Origin of the sequence: Mesorhizobium sp. M3A.F.Ca.ET.175.01.1.1 (assembly GCF_004791945.1) — a bacterium.
Classification (GTDB): Bacteria; Pseudomonadota; Alphaproteobacteria; order Rhizobiales; family Rhizobiaceae; genus Mesorhizobium.
Map to the genome: position 1 here is coordinate 285,566 of NZ_SRTP01000005.1, position 17,418 is coordinate 302,983.

Sequence of the window (17,418 nt, forward strand, 5' to 3'; positions counted from 1 at the left end):
TAATTGATTCCCTCAAGCGTGGGCGAGGGCGGCCTTCCTGACGGCTGCCACTTTCGGCAGGCCAAAGGCAGCGAGGAACGTGCGCACGCCATGAGTGGCGGATTGGAGCACCTCGTCGTCCGTCGGCGTGCCCCCGAGCATGAAGGTTATCTGCAATTCGGCATTGACGAGCGCGAGGAATTGGCGTGCCGCCACGTCGGGATCGTCGATCGCGAGATGACCGGCATAGGCAAGGCGGGCGAAGCGGGCGGCAAGCGCCGACCAGGTGCGGCCCGGCCCCTGTTCTCGCCATTCGGCAAAGAGTTCCGGATAGCGCTCGCCCTCGGCCTGAATCAACTTGCGAAGGAACCGGCCATCTCGGTTGCAGATGCAGTTGCGGTTCATGCGCACCGCGAAGGCGATCAGGTCGGCCTCGAGATCGGCGGGCTGGTCGGGGAAGGTGGCGATGGTGGCGAAGATGCCGGCGTTGCAGCGCTCGGTCAGGTCGCGCACCACGGCCATGAAGAGCTTCTCCTTGTCGCGATGATGATTATAAATGGTCTGGCGCGAAACGCCCGCCTCGGCCGCGATCAGGTCGATATTGGCGCCGGCATAGCCTTCCCGGCAGAAAACTGAAGCAGCAGCCCCGACCACCGATATGCGCTTGGCCTCGTGGCTGCGTGGCGGGAAAGTGTCAGGAGAAACGCTCGGCTTCATAAAAATCTATATAGCGGTGATTGACGAATTGGACAAGCCTGTCTAATTTTGTGGACACAATAAAGGGAAATCCGCTCACCAGAGAGTTTCTTGGATGTCGGGTTTTCCGGGGATGGAACGTCCTTGGGTAGACGCCGGAACACGGCGGCAACCAGATCCGAAAGAAGCCCTATCATGAATCCCAAATTCCTCCGCATCGCGGTCGTGCTCGGCTTGTTGTCCGCAATCGGCCCCTTCGCGATCGACATGTATCTCCCCGCATTGCCGTCGATCGGCCAGGATCTGCACGCCGGCACGGCCGCCGTGCAGATGAGCCTGCTGATCTTCTTCCTGTCGATGGGCTTCGGCCAGATCGTCGTCGGTCCGATCTCGGACATGGTCGGGCGCAAGCTGCCGCTTTATGCCGGTCTCGCACTGTTCATGGTCGGCGGCGTCGGCTCGGCGATGGCGCCGACCATCGAATGGCTGATCGCGTTCCGCTTCCTGCAGGGGCTCGGCGCCAGCGCCGGCATGGCAGTGCCGCGCGCCATCGTGCGCGACCTGCACACCGGCAACGAGGCAGCCAAGCTGATGTCGCTGCTGATGCTGGTGTTCTCGGTGTCGCCCATTCTGGCGCCGCTGACCGGCAGCCAGATCATCGAGAGCTTCGGCTGGCGCGCGGTGTTCTGGACGGTCACCGGCGCTGCGGCGCTCGCTACCATCCTACTGGCCACCTCGCTCAGGGAAACGCGGTCGGTCGAGGAGCGTGCCGGCTCGTCCTTCGGAACCGCGCTCTCGGCCTACCGCTATCTGCTGGGCGACCTCAACTTCCTCGGGCTGACGGCCATCGCCGGCTTCGGCATTGCGAGCTTCTTCGTCTATCTGTCGAGCTCGTCCTTCATCCTGATCGACCATTACGGGTTGTCGCCTTCGGTTTACAGCGTGTTCTTCTCGATCAACGCGGTCGCCTTCATCGGCATGTCGCAGCTGACGGGATTGCTGGCGGATCGGTTCGGCCTCAAGCGCGTCGTCTGGGTCGCGGTGACCGGCTATGCCACGGTGATGGTGGCGCTGTTCGCGATCATGGCTTCGGGCGTCGACCGGCTCGACGTGATGGCGGTGATGCTCTTCGTCGGCTACGGTTTCCTCGGCCTCGTCATTCCGACCACATCGGTGCTGGCGATGGAAGAGCATGGCGAGATCGCCGGCACGGCCTCGGCGCTGATGGGCACGCTGCATTTCGCCATCGGCGCGCTGGCGATGGGCGTCGCAGGCGTCTTCTTCGACGGCACGCCGCTGCCGATGGTTGCCGGAATCACCCTCTGCGCGGTCATCGCGTTCAGCCTGGCCAAGGTGACGCTCGGCCGCGCGCGGGAAGCGGTGGAAGCGCCTGCGGAGTAAGAGCCGCCAGTCACATGAAAAGGCCGGGCAGACCGGCCTTTTTCATGTGACGAACTGGCCGCATCGTCCATGTCACGAGCACCAAGGCGGGATACGCGCGGTACGAGCGTTCGGTGGATTTGGAAAGAGAGCGAAGAGAGAGAAGGTGGAGGTTTCTGTTGCCAGGTACCTCCGAACCCCGCCTAGAAGTGCGAACCTCTAGGACTTGATTTGAAGCGTTCGCACTGCATTAAGCAGCGAGACGAGCTTCCGCATAGTTGTCGTTGGCAACTATAAGTTTAGCCCGATGACGGTGGTACAATGCCGGGCAAAAGTACGATCTTTACACCTTCGTCGATCCTATTTCGCCCCCAGCAAAAGCCGCTCCGATCTCCAGAGCGGTTTTTGGTGGAGGCGCCGGGTACCGCCCCCGGGTCCGAACGGCTTATTTCATCGCCTGTTTATCGCCATAGTCGGTCAAGCCGACGAAGCGAATATAGGGATCGATGATGGAAATTGAAAGGCCAAACCGGCACTTGTTCGCTTCGCCTAACTGTGCAGCCGAGGGTTGACTTGAGCGTTCACTCAATCGAAGCTCTGCTGCCGGTGAGGAGTTTCTGACCTAGCGCACAAGTCGCGCGGCGCGCCACAACCTCATCGATCGGATCCGTGGCGCCGACCAGGGGAAATCTGATGGCCGACTATCTTGCGGATGTGAAGAAGTACGACGCCGGCGCCAGCGCCGATGCGGTCGAGAAGATCGTCAAGCATCTGGGCATCGCGCTCAGGAATCGGGATTCCTCATTGGTGTCCTGCACGGACGCCAAGGAACTCGAGCGTGTCCGGGAAAACTGGGTCGGCAAAAAGCTCGGCGTCGCCGACGTCAAGAAGGCCGACGGTGCGATCGAGAAGGCCTGCAAGGCGATGGCCGCCGACAACACCAAGAGCCGGGTGACTTTCTATTATCTTGTGGCGAAGGATCTCGGCAAGCTCGGCGCCCTCTGAGGCAAGTTCCTCGGCAGCCGGCACGGCGACATCGTGCCGGCGCCGTCGATCTCTGCTACAGGGCTCATATTGGCGGCCGGCTTTTGCGGTGTTCTACCGTGGGCCAGTCGGCTATGATTGCTTGTCATCCGAATCGAGGCGGAGCCGATGCGCCAATATCTCGACCTCCTGAAGCATGTGCTGGAGAACGGCGCCGACCGCGGCGACCGCACCGGCACCGGCACGCGTTCGGTGTTCGGCTACCAGATGCGGTTCGATCTTGCGCGCGGCTTCCCGGTCACCACCACCAAGAAGCTGCACCTGAAGTCGATCATCCACGAACTCCTGTGGTTCCTGGCGGGCGACACCAACATCAAATATCTCAACGACAACGGCGTCACCATCTGGGACGAATGGGCCGACGAAAACGGCGACCTCGGTCCGGTCTATGGCAAGCAATGGCGTTCGTGGCCGGACGGGCATGGCGGCGAGATCGACCAGATCGCGGGGCTCCTCAAGGAGATTCGCAAGAATCCCAATTCGCGCCGGCTGATCGTCTCTGCCTGGAACCCGGCCGAGGTGGAGGCGATGGCGCTGCCGCCGTGCCACTGCCTGTTTCAGTTCTATGTCTCGGAAGGCCGGCTTTCCTGCCAGCTCTATCAGCGCTCGGCCGACATCTTCCTCGGTGTGCCCTTCAACATCGCATCCTATGCCTTGTTGACCATGATGGTGGCGCAGGTGACCGGGCTGAAGCCCGGCGACTTCGTCCACACGCTCGGCGACGCGCATCTCTATTCGAATCATTTCGAGCAGGCGCGGGAGCAGATGCGGCGCACGCCGAAGCCGTTGCCGACGATGTGGATCAACCCGGAGGTGAAGGATCTTTTCGCCTTCCGCTTCGAGGATTTCCGCCTCGAGAACTATTTTGCCGACGCGAGCATCAAGGCGCCGATCGCGGTCTGACTCCAAATTGGCCGCTCCAGGCGCGGCAGAAGACCGCCAGCAGGTGCTGCCGCCCATGACCCGGCAGCTTTACCGCGGAAGCCAGCTTGCTTTTTTCCGAGTTGCCGATCGGCGGCCGCTTCGTTGGCAATCGAGGCCCATTAAAAAGCGCGCCGCGCTGAAACGGATCCAGGCGACGCGCTTTCGGTCGCAAAACCGCTGCACACTTTTGCGCGACATGCAGCGAACTACCCCGGATGCCGCCGCTATATCGTTTCGAGTCTATCGGAGGCTTGGGAAGCCCCGTCATTCAATGGTACTGTGCGCAAAAAGGCTTTCATTGTTATGTTCTCCCGGATATATCGATAAGGCTTTTGGGCGGACGAATTTCAAACAGGAGGTTTCATGACGGGGAACGGTTTTGGATTGAAGAGGATCGCCATTGGCGGCCTGACGGCGGCGTTGATGGCGTCGGCGCCTGCCCATGCCGGCGACAAGGTGATCGTATTCGCCGCCGCAAGCCTCAAGAACGCGCTTGATGCCGTCAACAAGGCGTGCGAGCCCGAAGTCGGCGAAGCGGCGACCATTTCCTACGCGGCAAGCTCGGCGCTGGCCAAGCAGATCGAAGGCGGCGCGCCCGCCGATGTCTTCATCTCGGCCGACCTCGACTGGATGAAGTATCTTTCAGACAAGAAGCTGACGAAGCAGGACACCGAAGTGAAGCTGCTCGGCAACCAGATCGTGCTGGTGGCGCCCAAGGATTCCACGGTCGAAGCCAAGGTGGACAAAGGCTTCGATCTCGCCAAGCTGATCGGCGGCGGCAGGCTCGCCATGGGCGACATAAAGGCAGTGCCGGCCGGCAAGTACGGCAAGGCGGCGCTGGAATCGCTGGGCATATGGTCCTCGGTCGAAGACAAGGTCGCGCAGGCCGAGAACGTGCGCGCCGCGCTGAAGCTGGTGTCGACGGGCGAGGCCCCGCTCGGAATTGTCTACGCCACTGACGCGCATGCGGAAAAAGGCGTGAAGATTGTCGGCACTTTCCCGGAAGATTCGCATCCGCCGATCATCTATCCGATTGCCCAGACAGCGGATTCGAAGGACAAGGATACGGCTGCCTTCCTGAAGTGCGTCGAGTCGGCCAAGGCTGCGGAGCTGTTCAAGGAACAGGGCTTCACGATCCTCAGCCCGAGCAACTGAGAAAGACCTCGCAAACGCAATCATGAATTGGCTGCTGGACCTCACTCCCGAAGAATGGAATGCGGTCCGGCTGTCGATCAAGGTGGCAACGGTGGCGATGTTCGCCAGCCTGCCACCGGGCATCCTGATCGCGCTCCTGCTGGCTCGCGGCCGTTTCTGGGGCAAGACGCTTGTCAATGGGTTGGTGCACCTGCCGCTGATCTTGCCGCCGGTGGTGACCGGCTATCTACTGCTGCTCACCTTCGGTAAGCGGGGCCTCGCCGGCGCCTTCCTTGCCGAGCATTTCGGCATCGTGTTTTCGTTCCGCTGGACGGGCGCGGCCCTTGCCTGCGGCGTCATGGGCTTTCCCCTGATGGTGCGGGCGATCCGGCTGTCGATCGAGGCCGTCGACCGCAAGATGGAGGCCGCGGCCGGTACGCTCGGCGCCAATCCGCTCTGGGTCTTTGCCACCATTACGCTGCCGCTGATCCTGCCCGGCCTGATTGCCGGCGCGATCCTCTCCTTCGCCAAGGCCATGGGAGAGTTCGGAGCCACGATCACCTTCGTCTCCAACATCCCCAACGAGACGCAGACGCTGCCCTCGGCGATCTACACCTTTACGCAGGTGCCGGGGGGCGATGCCGGAGCACTCCGACTGACTTTGATCTCCATCCTCATCTCGATGGTGGCGCTGGTCGCCTCGGAGGTGCTGGCGCGACGCGTCGGCCGGCGGATGGATATCGAATGACGCTCTCCGTCGACATCAGCCATCGCCTCGGCGATTTCGCCGTCGAAGCGAATTTCGAAAGCGGGGGCCGGCTGACGGCGCTGTTCGGCCCGTCGGGCTCGGGCAAGTCGACGCTGATCAACCTGATTGCCGGCCTGATTCGACCGGACAAGGGGCGCATCGCGGCCGACGACCGCGTACTCGTCGACACTGCTGCGGATGTTTTCGTGCCGCTGCACAAGCGGCGCATCGGCATGGTGTTCCAGGATGCGCGGCTCTTCCCGCATATGAGCGTCGCCGGAAATCTGCGCTATGGACGTTGGTTCACGCCGCCCGCCGAGCGCTACGCCAATATGGATGCGGTGGTCGACTTGCTCGGGATCGGCCATCTGCTCGAGCGGCGGCCAGCGAGACTGTCGGGCGGCGAGAAGCAGCGCGTGGCGATCGGTCGTGCCCTGCTGGCCAGCCCTAGGCTGCTCCTGATGGACGAGCCGCTCGCTTCGCTGGACGACGCGCGCAAGGCCGAGATACTGCCCTATGTCGAGCGGCTTCGCGACGAGACGAAGATCCCGATCGTCTATGTCAGCCATTCGATCGCCGAGGTGGCACGGCTGGCCAGCGTCGTCGTGGTGCTGGCGCAAGGAAAGGTCGCAGCCTGCGGCGCGACCGAAGCGATCATGCAGCGGCTGGATCTCTTGCCGGCGGAGGAGCGCGGCGAGGGCGGCGCGGTGCTGGATACCAAGGTTCTGCGTCATGACGAGGCGTTCGGCATGACGGTGCTGGGATCGCCTGCCGGCGAGATCCGCGTGCCCCGCCTAGGGCAATTGGCAGGAGCTTCGGTGCGGCTGCGGATCCGTGCCCGCGACGTCATGATCGCAACCGAGCATCCGGCGGGCCTCAGCGCGCTCAACATACTGGCGGGGACGATCGCGGCGATCGGGCCAGGCATCGGACCGACGGTGGAAATCGCCATCGACTGCAACGGCGTGACGGTGCTGGCGCGCATCACCGACCAGTCGAAACGAACCTTGAACCTTGCGCTGGGCCGCAAGGTCTTTGCCGTCATCAAGACGGTGAGCTTCGACAGCGCGACGACAGGGGCCGGGCTCCCGGTCGAAGCCGATGGGTGAAATATCGCTATGTTGCATTGGAATAGCGCTTTGGCGGCAGAGGGGTTAATCTCGGCATGACCGCGGAGAACAAGAGATGCCGTCGCTGAGTTTGCGCGTAAACCTAGACCCAGATGGGCGAATTGGACCCGGCAAGATCGAGCTTCTCGAGCAGATCGCGGCCTTCGGCTCGATCTCGGCCGCGGCGCGCGGCATGGAAATGTCCTACAAGCACGCCTGGGACCTTGTGGAGGACATGAACCGGGTGTTCGGCAAGCCATTGGTTGCGGCGCAGACCGGCGGCAGGAAAGGCGGCGGCGCGCAGTTGACGGCAGTCGGCCTTGCGGTTGTCAGCCGCTTCAGGGCCATAGAGCGTGCTGCCACCTCGGCGGCTGCCGTGCATATGGAAGCCCTGCAGGCGGAAATCGACGCAGGGTAGGGATTAGGCAGTAGGCAGTAGGCAGTAGGCAGTAGGCAGTGGGCAGTGATGTCCTCGAGTTGCTCGACGCGCGCGAATCGACGACTGTCGATCGCCCTACTGCCTAATCCCTACTGCCTAATTCCTATTCCTCGGGCTTGCGCAGCAGATACGTGTCCATAATCCAGCCTTGCTTGCGCCGGGCTTCCTCACGGACCCTTTCGATCTCGGCGCCAACGTCGCCGAGCCTCCCCGAGATGATGATCTGGTCCGGCGTGCCGAGATAAGCGCCCCATTGGATGAACACATCCTTGTCGGCCAGCGTATTGAAAGCGCATTTGCCGTCGAGCATGACTACCGTCGAACCGGCATTGGTCGGCAGGCCTTCCTCGGTCAGGCGGCGGCCGGTGGTGACCAGGATCGAATCGCCGATGCGGTTCAGCGCCGTCGCATGAGCTGACGCGAGCGCTTGAACGGCGGTGATACCGGGGATGACCTCCAGCTCGAAACCGACATTGCCCCTGACGCGCACACGCTCGAGGATGCGCAGCGCGCTGTCATAGAGCGAAGGGTCGCCCCAGATCAGGAAGGCGCCGTAACCGTCTTCGTCGAGCTCGTCGCGGATCAGGGTCTCGTAGATCCCGGCGATCGCCTCGTGCCAGTCGTCGACGGTCGCACGGTAGGACGATGTCGGTTCGGCCCGCACCGGCACGTCGAACTCCACCCGTCGCGACTGCGGGTTGGTGACGAAGCGGTCGCAGATCTGCCGACGCAGCTCCGCGAGATCGTTCTTTTTGGCGCCCTTGTCGGGAATGAACAGCACGTCGGCCCGGTTCAGGCCGTTGATGGCCTGTACCGTCAGATGTTCGGGATTGCCGGCGCCGATGCCGATGACGAGAAGCTTGCGCATAAGGCGCTCTCCTGCCCGATCGGGCCTCGCGTGTCCAGACGGCTCCCTTGCCCAGACTGCCGCGGAAGGGCTTTGAAACGCCGCGTGGAACCGGCTAGGCTGACGCCGGCAGTCTTGCCGAGAAGGATTCCATGTTCCGCACAATTCTCATCGCAGCCCTGATGTTCTCGGCCGCGCCGGCCTTGGCCAACGATTCCGTCGCCGAACTCGGCACCGGAGGGCTGATCCTGTCGCGCAGCGACGCTGTCGCCATGAAAAGCGAGGACCTTTTCATCTCGCCGGATAAGGTGACGGTCGACTATGTGTTCCGCAACAACACCGATAAGGATGTCGACGCCATCGTCGCCTTCCCGATGCCCGACATCGAGGGCGATCCAAACGAGATGCCGGCCATCCCGGAAGCACAGAGCGACAATTTCCTCGGCTTCGAGGTGACGATCGACGGCGTGGACTTAAAGCCGCAGCTTGAACAAAGAGCGTTTGCGCTGGGCATCGACATCTCCGCCGATCTCAAGGCGCAGAACGTGCCGCTCTATCCGTTCGGCGATGCCGCCAAGGCGGCGCTGGCGAAACTGCCGAAGGATGTCGCCGAGGACTGGGAAAACCGCGGCATCATCATCGAGGACACCGCCGATGACGGCTCGGGGATGCAAACCGCCTACGCGCCGTTCTGGCAGTTGCGGTCCACCTATTGGTGGGGCTCGACTTTTCCCGCGAACAAGGACGTCCATGTCTCGCATAGCTACAAGCCAAGCGTTGGCGGCACGTCCTCGGTCAACTTCTATTATGAGGGCAAGTTCCAGGGTCAGTACGACGCCTACAAGACCCGCTACTGCATGGACGAAGCGTTCGAGAACGCGGTGCGAAAGGCGGCCAAGGCGGACCCGGACGGCTATCCGAAATATTTCGAGAACCGGATCGCCTATATCCTGACCACCGGCGGCAATTGGGCATCAGGCAATATCGGCAATTTCAAGCTGACGATCGACAAGGGCAGCCCGAACAATCTCGTTTCCTTCTGCGGCCACAATGTCCGCAAGGTGAGCCCCACGACGTTCGAGATGACAGCCAAGGATTTTTATCCCGAGCACGACATCGATATTCTATTGCTCGAGCCCTCTGACGGCGGGAACGGCGGCTGATGGACATCGCGATTTACGTCGCCATTGCCGAAAATGGCGTGATCGGACGCGAGGGCGGCTTGCCATGGCGGCTGTCCAGCGATCTCAAGCGCTTCAAGTCCGACACGATGGGCAAGCCCATCATCATGGGCCGCAAGACCTATGAAGGCATCGGCCGGCCGCTGCCCGGCAGGCTCAACATCGTGGTGACGCGAGACAAGACCTGGCGCGCCGAGGGCATAGAGGTCGCGCATTCGCTCGACGAGGCGGTCACGCTGGCCAAGGTGCGCGGCCGCTGCATGGCGGGCGCCGAGGAGATCTGCGTCGTCGGCGGCGGCGAAATCTATGCCCAGGCGCTGCCGCTTGCCGACCGGCTCCACGTCACCCATGTGCTGGCCGAGGTCGATGGCGATGCACATTTTCCGCCGATCGATCCGGCCATCTGGCGGATCGTGCGGGCCGAGGATTTTCCGGCGGGCGAAAAGGACAGCCATGCGACGCGCTACACCGTCTACGAGCGCCGCAGCGACCATCGGTGATGAGGATAACGGGTCGCTGCCGGCTCAAAATCGGACGGCGCGGGCGGGAGACCGCGTTGAAAGCGCGGCACGGCGTCCCTATAGAAGTACGACAATACAGCGCCGCACCTGCAACCGGAGGCGCAAAAGGACGCTGTAAAACTTTGATTTGGCGCGTGATTCCTTTCCGAAAACCGATACCGGTTTTCAGGGGCATGCGTTAGGATTGCGCCGCAAGGCCGAGGGAACCGGAGCGAAAGGACTTTCATGCCCTGGAACGACAAGAGCGGCGGCGGCGGCCCGTGGGGCGGCGGCGGCAATCAGGGACCCTGGGGGCAGGGGCCGAAAGGGCCAAGCGGACCGCAAGGTTCACCCCCCGACCTCGAGGACATCATCCGCCGCGGCCAGGACAGGTTGCGGCGCGCGCTTCCGGGCGGCGGCGGCGCCAGCCCCGCAGTCTTCGGCCTGATCGCGCTGGCACTGGTCGTGCTTTGGGCCTTCAAGGCAATCTATACGGTGCAGCCCGACGAAGTTGCGGTGGAATTGCGCTTCGGCAAGCCGAAAGCAGAACTTTCGCAGCCTGGCCTGCATTTCCATTGGTGGCCGATCGAGACGGTCGAGACGGCCAAGATTTCCGAACAGCTGGTCAGCATCGGTGGCGGATCGAGCAGCGGCTCCGGGCTGATGCTCTCCGGCGACCAGAACATCGTCAATGTGCAGTTCTCGGTCGCTTATCAGGTCTCCGACCCCAGGGCCTATCTGTTCGACGTGTCCGATCCCGACGGCATGCTGACGCAAGTGGCCGAAAGCGCCATGCGCGAGGCCGTCGGCCGGCGGCCGGCACAGGACATCTTCCGCGACGATCGCCAGGGTATTGCTGCCTCGGTGCGCGAAATCATCCAGACGACGCTCGATGGCTATAAGGCCGGGCTGCAGGTCAACGCGATCTCGATCGAGGACGCGGCGCCTCCGCGCGAAGTGGCCGATGCCTTCGACGAGGTGCAGCGGGCCGAGCAGGACGAAGACAAGTTCGTCGAGCAGGCCAACCAATATTCCAATCAGAAACTCGGCCAGGCGCGCGGCGCGGCGGCGCAGATCCGCGAGGACGCCGCCGCCTATAAGAACCGCGTCGTGCAGGAGGCCGAAGGTGAGGCGCAGCGCTTCATCTCCGTCTACGACGAATATGCCAAGGCGCCCGATGTGACGCGCAAACGCCTTTATCTGGAAACGATGGAGAAGATCCTGAAGGACTCGAACAAGGTCGTCGTCGAGCAGGGCAACGGGCAAGGCGTGCTGCCCTATCTGCCGCTGCCGGCACTGCAGCCGAAGGCGCCGACGGCGTCGGCCCCCCTGGGCGGCACGACGGGAGGTAACCAGTGATGGCCAACCGTCTTCCCATCATCGCCGTCATCGCGGCTGTGCTTCTTTTCCTGCTCTATTCGTCAGTGTTCGTGGTCAGCGCGGGCCAGCAGGCGATCGTGCTGAGGTTCGGCGAGATCATCGACGTCAAGAGCGAGCCCGGCGTCTACTTCAAGGCGCCGTTCGCCTTCTTCGACGCCGACAGCGTGCAGATGGTCGAGAAGCGCGTGATGCGTTTCGATCTCGACAACATTCGCGTCCAGGTGTCCGGCGGCAAGTTCTACGAGGTCGACGCCTTCATCGCCTACCGCATTTCGGATCCGCGCACCTTCCGCGCCGCGGTGTCGGGGCAGGTGGAACTGGCCGAAGCCCGCCTGAAGACCCGCCTCGACGCGGCGCTGCGGCGAGTCTACGGCTTGCGCGACTTCGAAGCGGCGCTTTCCGAGGAGCGCGCCGTCATGATGCGCGAGGTGCGCGATCAGTTGCGCCCGGACGCCACGTCGCTCGGCCTCGACATCGAGGATGTGCGCATTCGCCGGACCGATCTGACGGCCGAAGTCTCGCAGCAGACCTACGACCGCATGAAGGCCGAACGCCTCGCAGAGGCGGAGCGGCTTCGCGCACGCGGCAACGAGGCGGCGCAGCGCATCAAGGCAAGGGCCGATCGCGAGGTCGTCGAGATCGTCGCCGAGGCGCAGAAGGAATCCGAAATCCTGCGCGGTGAGGGCGAGGCGCAACGCAGTGCCACCTTCGCGGAAGCCTACCAGCGCGATCCGGCCTTCTTCGACTTCTATCGCTCGATGAACGCTTACGGCACGGCGTTGGACAACACCGGGACCACCATGGTGCTGTCGCCCAACTCCGAGTTCTTCCGCTTCTTCCGCGATCCGGAAAGCAAGCCTGTCCCTGGACCGGGGGCAGCAGCACCGCAACCGGGACCGGCGCAGCCTGCGGCGCCGGCGACGCAGCCCAGCACCGCCCAGTAGCGGCGGTGCAGGATTTTCTTGCGGCAGTCGGCCTGGTTCTCGTCATCGAGGGCCTGGTCTATGGAGGCTTTCCGGGCCTGGCCCGGAAGCTCGCCGCGGAGGTGCTGTCGATGCCGGAGAGCGCGCTGCGATTTGGCGGGCTGGCCGCGATCGCAGTCGGCGTCGGCATCGTCTGGCTGGTGCGCGGCTAATGAAAATTCCTTAGAGCCGGATGACCTTCAGGTCGAACCCACCTGGAATCCGAATCCGTTTCCAGATCAAAGAAATAGGGCATGAGGTCATCCGAAAACCGCTTCACACTTTTCGGCAGCGCCCTGGTGCCGCGGCGATTGACGATTTATCGTTCGCCGATAGCTATAGCCGCAAACGTGCCTTATTTCTTGCCAACATGAACCGGACAGGCGTCTTTGCGGAAGCGCTGTTCCCTTTCAGAAACACCGGGAGGCCACGATGATATCCGACACCCTGTTGCGCGCGGCGCGGCGTACGCTTTTCGCCGGCGCCACCGCATTCGTCGTCGGCATTGTTGCCGTCCCGTCTTTCGTGGCCCCCACGATCGCTGCAGACGGGCCGCCTTCGGTCGCTGATCTCGCCGAGCATCTGCTCGGGGCGGTGGTCAACATCTCGACCTCGCAGACGGTCAAAGGCACGGAAGGTCCGGGCGCGGTGCCGATGCCGCAGCTTCCCGAAGGCTCGCCCTTCCAGGATTTCTTCGACGACTTCTTCAAGAACCGTGGCGGTGACAAAGGCGGCGGGCAGAAGGTGCAGTCGCTGGGTTCCGGCTTCGTCATCGACGCCGAGCAGGGCATCGTGGTGACCAACAACCACGTCATCGCCGATGCCGACGACATCGAAGTGAATTTCTCAGACGGCGTGACGCTGAAGGCGACGCTTGTCGGCACCGACACCAAGACCGACGTCGCGGTGCTGAAGGTCGATCCCAAGGGCCACAAGCTGACGGCGGTGAAGTTCGGCGATTCCACCAAGATGCGCGTCGGCGACTGGGTGATGGCGATCGGCAATCCGTTCGGCCTCGGAGGCACGGTGACGGTCGGCATCATCTCGGCGCGCAACCGCGACATCAATTCCGGCCCCTATGACGACTTCATCCAGACGGACGCCGCCATCAATCGCGGCAATTCCGGCGGCCCGCTGTTCAACAGCATCGGCGAGGTCATCGGCATCAACACGGCGATCATATCGCCGTCGGGCGGCTCTATCGGCATCGGCTTCTCGATCCCATCGCAGCTTGCCGCGGGCGTGGTCGACCAGCTTCGCCAGTTTGGCGAGACGCGGCGCGGCTGGCTTGGCGTGCGCATCCAGCCGGTGACCGACGACATCGCCGAAAGCCTCGGCATGGCAACCGCCAAGGGGGCGCTGGTGGCCGGCGTCATCAAGGGCGGTCCGGTCGACAACGGTTCGGTTCAGGCCGGCGACGTCATCATCAAATTCGACGGCAAGGACATCCACGAGATGCGCGACTTGCCGCGCGTCGTCGCTGAAAGCCCTGTCGGCAAGGCGGTGGACGTGGTGATCGTGCGCAAGGGCGTCGAGCAGACGGTCAAGGTGACGCTCGGCCGGCTCGAGGACGGCGAGAAGCTGGCCAGTGGCGAGAAAGGCAATACCGATCAGGACAATGGCGACAAGGCGGCTCCGGTGTCCACGGCTTCGGTGCTCGGCATGACGATCGGCGAGCTCAACGAGCAGACGCGGCAGAAATTCAGCATCGCGGCCGATGTCTCAGGCGTCGTCATCACCGACGTTGCCAAGGATTCGGCCGCCGCCGAGCGCGGCATTCAGCCCGGCGAGGTGATCACCGAGATTGCACAGGAATCGGTCGGCACGCCGAAGGATGTCATGGACCGGATCGGCGCGCTTAAGGACCAGGGCCGCAAGAACGCGTTGCTGATGCTGGCCTCGAAGTCCGGCGAATTGCGCTTCGTGACGATCCGCATGGATTAGCATTCACCGATCCATTGCATGTTGAAACATCCCATAGGATGTACTATTTTGACTTGTGAAGCGGATCGTCCTTGACACCAACGTTCTGACGGCAGGACTGCGAAGCAGGAATGGTGCCTCCTTCGCGATCTTGCGGTTGGTCGCTGCAAGGCAGCTTCGTCCCTTGGTAACGACAGCGTTGTTTCTCGAGTACGAAGCAGTGCTGGCGCGGCCGGAGCAGATGGCCGTTCATGGCATGGCTGCCGTTGAACTGGATCGGTTGCTAGCCGGTTTCGCTGCCTTAGCGGAGCCTGTTGAACCCCACTTCCTCTGGCGCCCGCAATTGGCTGACCCTAAGGACGAAATGGTATTGGAGGCCGCCGTCAATGGTAGAGCGGATGCGTTGGTCACACACAACCGCCGAGATTTCTCGGTTGCAGTTGGTCGCTTCAACGTCCTTGTCGCAACCCCGGCTCAGTTGTTGGAAGGATTTCGAACATGAGCAAAGCAACTTATCCGCTGAAGCTGCCCCATTCGGTTAAGGAAGCGGCAGCGCGCCTGGCAAAGGCGGACGGTGTGTCACTCAATCAATGGATCGCCTCCGCGGTCGCACAAAAGATCGGTGCTGTGGAGACCGCTGCAGATTTCTTGCGCCAACGGGCCGGCAATGCGTCTGGGCAGGATTTCGCGAGCCTTCTTGATCGAGTCCCAGACGATTCACCGCAGCCTGGCGATGAACGGCCCTCAAGAGAACATTGATCAGCACCGCCTCTTTTGCCAGCCGTTCCGCGACAGCCGGTAGAGGACATGCCGCTTCAAATGAGGATGGCTGTCCGGCACGGCAGGGTGATCGAAGTCCGCAGTTGGATCGGCGCGCATGCCGAGCCGCTTCATGACGGCGAGGGAGCGGTGGTTCTCAGCGACGGCGAAAGAGACGATTTCGTCCACCCTCAGCGTTTCGAAGCCATAGGCCAGCCAGGCCTCGGCAGCCTCAGTCACATAACCCTTGCCCCAGAATTCGGGCGCCAGCCGCCAACCGATCTCGATGATGCCGTCCGGCAGGACGTCCACATCCTCTGTTCCGGTTATCCCGACAAAGCCGATGCACTGGCCCGTGGCGGCAATCTCGGCCGCGGCGAAACCATAGCCATCCCGATCGATCCAGGCGCGGACCTCGTCCATCTTGGCATCCGCCGCGGCGCGGTCGCGGCGGAACGGGAAAAACTCCATCACACGCTCATCGGAGTTGATGCGATGGAAGAGTTCGCGGTCGCGTTCTTCCCAGTTGCGCAGGATGAGGCGCTCGGTGCGAATGGGCTTCACTGTACGAACTCGTCCTGGCGATAGCCCTGGAGGTAGAGCAGCGCGGTGAGGTCGCCGTGATCGATGCGGATTCTTGCCTGCTCGGCCACGGCCGGCTTTGCGTGCAGTGCCACTCCAGTGCCGGCGAGCCGGATCATGTCGAGATCGTTGGCGCCATCGCCCACCGCGACGGCATCCTGCGTCGTCAAACCGAGCCTTGCCGCAATGTCGAGCAGCGCCTCGGCCTTGGCGGCGCGGCCGAGGATCGGCTCCGCCACCGTGCCCACGAACCTGCCGCCGTCCTCGATCAGCCGGTTGGCGCGGTTTTCCTGGAAGCCCAGCATTGCCGCGATGCGGCTGGTGAAGACATCGAAGCCGCCGGAGATCAGAGCCGTCCAGGCGCCGTTGGCGCGCATCGTTTGCACAAGCGCGCGAGCGCCGTCGGCGAGCGTAAGCCGGTTCGCGATGATGCGGTCGACCACCATGGTGTCGAGGCCTTTCAGCAATGCGACGCGCTCGCGCAAGGCGGGTTCGAAGGCGATCTCGCCGTTCATCGATCGCGCGGTGATTGCCGCGACATGCTCCTTGACGCCGATCTCATCGGCGAGCTCGTCGATGCATTCCTGGTCGATCATGGTCGAATCCATATCGGCAAGCAGGATCTTCTTCCTCCTGCCTTCGGCCGGCTGGACGATGACGTCGATCGGCTCGGAGGCGAGCGCGGCGCGCAGGTTGGCCGTCATTTCACCGATCTCCGGCACCTCCGGCAAAGCGAGATCGCAGGCAACGCCTTCAGCCAGCCAGCGAACGGCGCTTGCGCCGGCCGCCCGCGAAGCCATATTCGCAAGCGGGACCGACACGGCGCGGTCTTCGGGACGGGACACAAGCGTGGCAATCAGCGGCATCGAAAATTCCGGCAAGCAGGCAGACGAGGGTCGCGTGAAGAACGCGATCCTGATAGCGGGACCGACCGCCAGCGGCAAGTCGGCACTGGCGCTCGATCTTGCCGAACGCAACAGTGGCGTTATCGTCAATGCCGATTCCATGCAGGTCTACTCGGTGCTCGACGTGCTCACGGCACGGCCAAGCACCACCGAAATGGCGCGCGTGCCGCATTTGCTCTACGGCCATGTGCATCCCTCGAGCGCCTATTCCACCGGGGCCTGGCTGCGCGATGTGAGCAAACTGATCGCAGACGGTGTCCTGTCGGGGCAGCCGGTCATTTTCGCGGGCGGTACCGGCCTCTATTTTCGCGGGCTTTGCGAGGGTATCTCGGACATGCCCGACATTCCGCCGTCGGTGCGCGAGCGCTGGCGCTCCAAGCTCAAGGAACAGGGCGCCGAGCAACTGCATCGGGTCCTGATGCGTGAGGACCCCGCGGTCGCCACGCAACTCAAACCGACCGACAGCCAGCGCATCGTGCGGGCGCTCGAAGTGCTCGACGCATCGGGACGATCGATCCTGGAATGGCAAGCGGGGCGTGGTCAACCGCTGATCGACCGCGACAGCGCGCGCCTCCTGATGATCGAGCCGGATCGCGCCGAACTGGTTGCGCGCATCGACGCGCGCTTCGACCAGATGCTCGACAAAGGTGCGCTCGATGAGGTCCGGCAGTTGATGGCGCTCGATCTCGATCCGGACCTGCCGGCGATGAAGGCGATCGGCGTTCGCGAATTGCAAGCTGCGATGGCCGGACACATAAGCTATCCGGAAGCGATCGAGCGCGCCAAGATCGCGACGCGCCAATATGCCAAGCGCCAGATGACCTGGTTCAGGCATCAACTGGGCGCGGAATGGCAGCGGCTTCGCGCTGGCGACGGGCCAATCCGGGATTGACCAACTCGCGATCTCAATCGGGACCTGAAGGGCG

20 protein-coding genes and 1 other RNA gene are annotated in these 17,418 nt (G+C 63.0%); 16 read left to right on the top strand and 5 right to left on the bottom strand.

The window, feature by feature from the left end:
* Window positions 1-12: 12 nt before the first annotated feature.
* A complete protein-coding gene (locus tag EN818_RS15030; protein ID WP_095808139.1) occupies window positions 13-696 on the bottom strand; it encodes a TetR/AcrR family transcriptional regulator in 684 nt (227 codons plus the stop codon).
* Window positions 697-870: 174 nt separating this feature from the next.
* On the opposite strand from EN818_RS15030, the gene EN818_RS15035 reads away from it, so the two are divergent.
* Window positions 871-2,076: a multidrug effflux MFS transporter gene (locus tag EN818_RS15035; RefSeq protein ID WP_095808138.1), complete on the top strand. Its 1,206-nt coding sequence runs from the start codon at window positions 871-873 to the stop codon at window positions 2,074-2,076.
* 144 nt (window positions 2,077-2,220) lie between these two features.
* On the opposite strand, the gene ssrA is transcribed toward EN818_RS15035, so the two are convergent.
* Window positions 2,221-2,581, bottom strand: a transfer-messenger RNA (tmRNA) gene (ssrA, locus tag EN818_RS15040).
* Window positions 2,582-2,748: 167 nt separating this feature from the next.
* Here ssrA and EN818_RS15045 point away from each other — a divergent pair.
* From EN818_RS15045 to EN818_RS15070, 6 genes are all read left to right on the top strand, one after another.
* Window positions 2,749-3,060, top strand: a complete 312-nt coding sequence (locus EN818_RS15045) for a DUF2853 family protein (protein WP_129553873.1) — start codon at window positions 2,749-2,751, stop codon at window positions 3,058-3,060.
* A 147-nt stretch (window positions 3,061-3,207) separates the two neighbouring features.
* Window positions 3,208-4,002, top strand: a complete 795-nt coding sequence (locus EN818_RS15050; protein ID WP_095808245.1) for a thymidylate synthase — start codon at window positions 3,208-3,210, stop codon at window positions 4,000-4,002.
* A gap of 384 nt (window positions 4,003-4,386) precedes the next feature.
* Window positions 4,387-5,178: a molybdate ABC transporter substrate-binding protein gene (modA, locus tag EN818_RS15055; RefSeq protein WP_095808136.1), complete on the top strand. Its 792-nt coding sequence runs from the start codon at window positions 4,387-4,389 to the stop codon at window positions 5,176-5,178.
* Between the two features lie 22 nt (window positions 5,179-5,200).
* Entirely contained in the window at window positions 5,201-5,905 is a 705-nt protein-coding gene (modB, locus tag EN818_RS15060; RefSeq protein WP_095808135.1) for a molybdate ABC transporter permease subunit, read from the top strand.
* The gene (modC, locus tag EN818_RS15065; protein ID WP_095808134.1) at window positions 5,902-7,014 is read left to right on the top strand and encodes a molybdenum ABC transporter ATP-binding protein; all 1,113 of its coding nucleotides are present in this window, start codon (window positions 5,902-5,904) and stop codon (window positions 7,012-7,014) included. The genes modB and modC overlap by 4 nt, the downstream gene beginning before the upstream one ends.
* 76 nt (window positions 7,015-7,090) lie before the next feature.
* Complete coding sequence (locus tag EN818_RS15070) at window positions 7,091-7,432, top strand: winged helix-turn-helix domain-containing protein (protein WP_095808133.1); 342 nt, start codon at window positions 7,091-7,093, stop codon at window positions 7,430-7,432.
* Window positions 7,433-7,556: 124 nt separating this feature from the next.
* Here the strand turns inward: EN818_RS15070 and cobF are convergent, their stop codons facing one another.
* Entirely contained in the window at window positions 7,557-8,321 is a 765-nt protein-coding gene (gene cobF / locus EN818_RS15075) for a precorrin-6A synthase (deacetylating) (protein WP_095808132.1), read from the bottom strand.
* A gap of 131 nt (window positions 8,322-8,452) precedes the next feature.
* On the opposite strand from cobF, the gene EN818_RS15080 reads away from it, so the two are divergent.
* The 8 genes from EN818_RS15080 (at window position 8,453) to EN818_RS15115 (ending at window position 15,005) form a co-directional block, all read left to right on the top strand.
* Window positions 8,453-9,463, top strand: a complete 1,011-nt coding sequence (locus tag EN818_RS15080; RefSeq protein ID WP_095808131.1) for a DUF4424 domain-containing protein — start codon at window positions 8,453-8,455, stop codon at window positions 9,461-9,463.
* Window positions 9,463-9,981 carry a dihydrofolate reductase gene (locus EN818_RS15085; protein ID WP_095808130.1) on the top strand — a complete coding sequence of 173 codons (519 nt, stop codon included), beginning with the start codon at window positions 9,463-9,465 and terminating at the stop codon, window positions 9,979-9,981. The genes EN818_RS15080 and EN818_RS15085 overlap by 1 nt, the downstream gene beginning before the upstream one ends.
* Window positions 9,982-10,227: 246 nt before the next feature.
* On the top strand, window positions 10,228-11,340 hold the full coding sequence (gene hflK, locus EN818_RS15090) for an FtsH protease activity modulator HflK (RefSeq protein ID WP_135904670.1): 1,113 nt from the start codon (window positions 10,228-10,230) through the stop codon (window positions 11,338-11,340).
* On the top strand, window positions 11,340-12,305 hold the full coding sequence (locus EN818_RS15095; RefSeq protein ID WP_095808128.1) for a protease modulator HflC: 966 nt from the start codon (window positions 11,340-11,342) through the stop codon (window positions 12,303-12,305). Before hflK ends, EN818_RS15095 begins: the two co-directional genes overlap by 1 nt.
* A gap of 5 nt (window positions 12,306-12,310) precedes the next feature.
* Window positions 12,311-12,496: a DUF2065 family protein gene (locus EN818_RS15100; RefSeq protein WP_095808127.1), complete on the top strand. Its 186-nt coding sequence runs from the start codon at window positions 12,311-12,313 to the stop codon at window positions 12,494-12,496.
* 259 nt (window positions 12,497-12,755) lie between these two features.
* Entirely contained in the window at window positions 12,756-14,267 is a 1,512-nt protein-coding gene (locus EN818_RS15105; protein ID WP_095808126.1) for a DegQ family serine endoprotease, read from the top strand.
* Window positions 14,268-14,322: 55 nt separating this feature from the next.
* Window positions 14,323-14,748 carry a putative toxin-antitoxin system toxin component, PIN family gene (locus EN818_RS15110; protein WP_095808125.1) on the top strand — a complete coding sequence of 142 codons (426 nt, stop codon included), beginning with the start codon at window positions 14,323-14,325 and terminating at the stop codon, window positions 14,746-14,748.
* Window positions 14,745-15,005: a toxin-antitoxin system HicB family antitoxin gene (locus EN818_RS15115; RefSeq protein ID WP_095808124.1), complete on the top strand. Its 261-nt coding sequence runs from the start codon at window positions 14,745-14,747 to the stop codon at window positions 15,003-15,005. Before EN818_RS15110 ends, EN818_RS15115 begins: the two co-directional genes overlap by 4 nt.
* Here the strand turns inward: EN818_RS15115 and EN818_RS15120 are convergent, their stop codons facing one another.
* Both EN818_RS15120 and serB read right to left on the bottom strand, forming a co-directional pair.
* On the bottom strand, window positions 15,006-15,569 hold the full coding sequence (locus EN818_RS15120; protein WP_095808123.1) for a GNAT family N-acetyltransferase: 564 nt from the start codon (window positions 15,567-15,569) through the stop codon (window positions 15,006-15,008). It abuts the gene before it with no gap.
* Window positions 15,566-16,453 (bottom strand): phosphoserine phosphatase SerB, encoded by an 888-nt coding sequence (gene serB, locus EN818_RS15125; RefSeq protein WP_095808243.1) that lies wholly within the window; start codon window positions 16,451-16,453, stop codon window positions 15,566-15,568. The genes EN818_RS15120 and serB overlap by 4 nt, the downstream gene beginning before the upstream one ends.
* On the opposite strand from serB, the gene miaA reads away from it, so the two are divergent.
* A complete protein-coding gene (miaA, locus tag EN818_RS15130; protein ID WP_095808244.1) occupies window positions 16,443-17,384 on the top strand; it encodes a tRNA (adenosine(37)-N6)-dimethylallyltransferase MiaA in 942 nt (313 codons plus the stop codon). The genes serB and miaA overlap by 11 nt on opposite strands.
* Window positions 17,385-17,418: the final 34 nt, after the last annotated feature.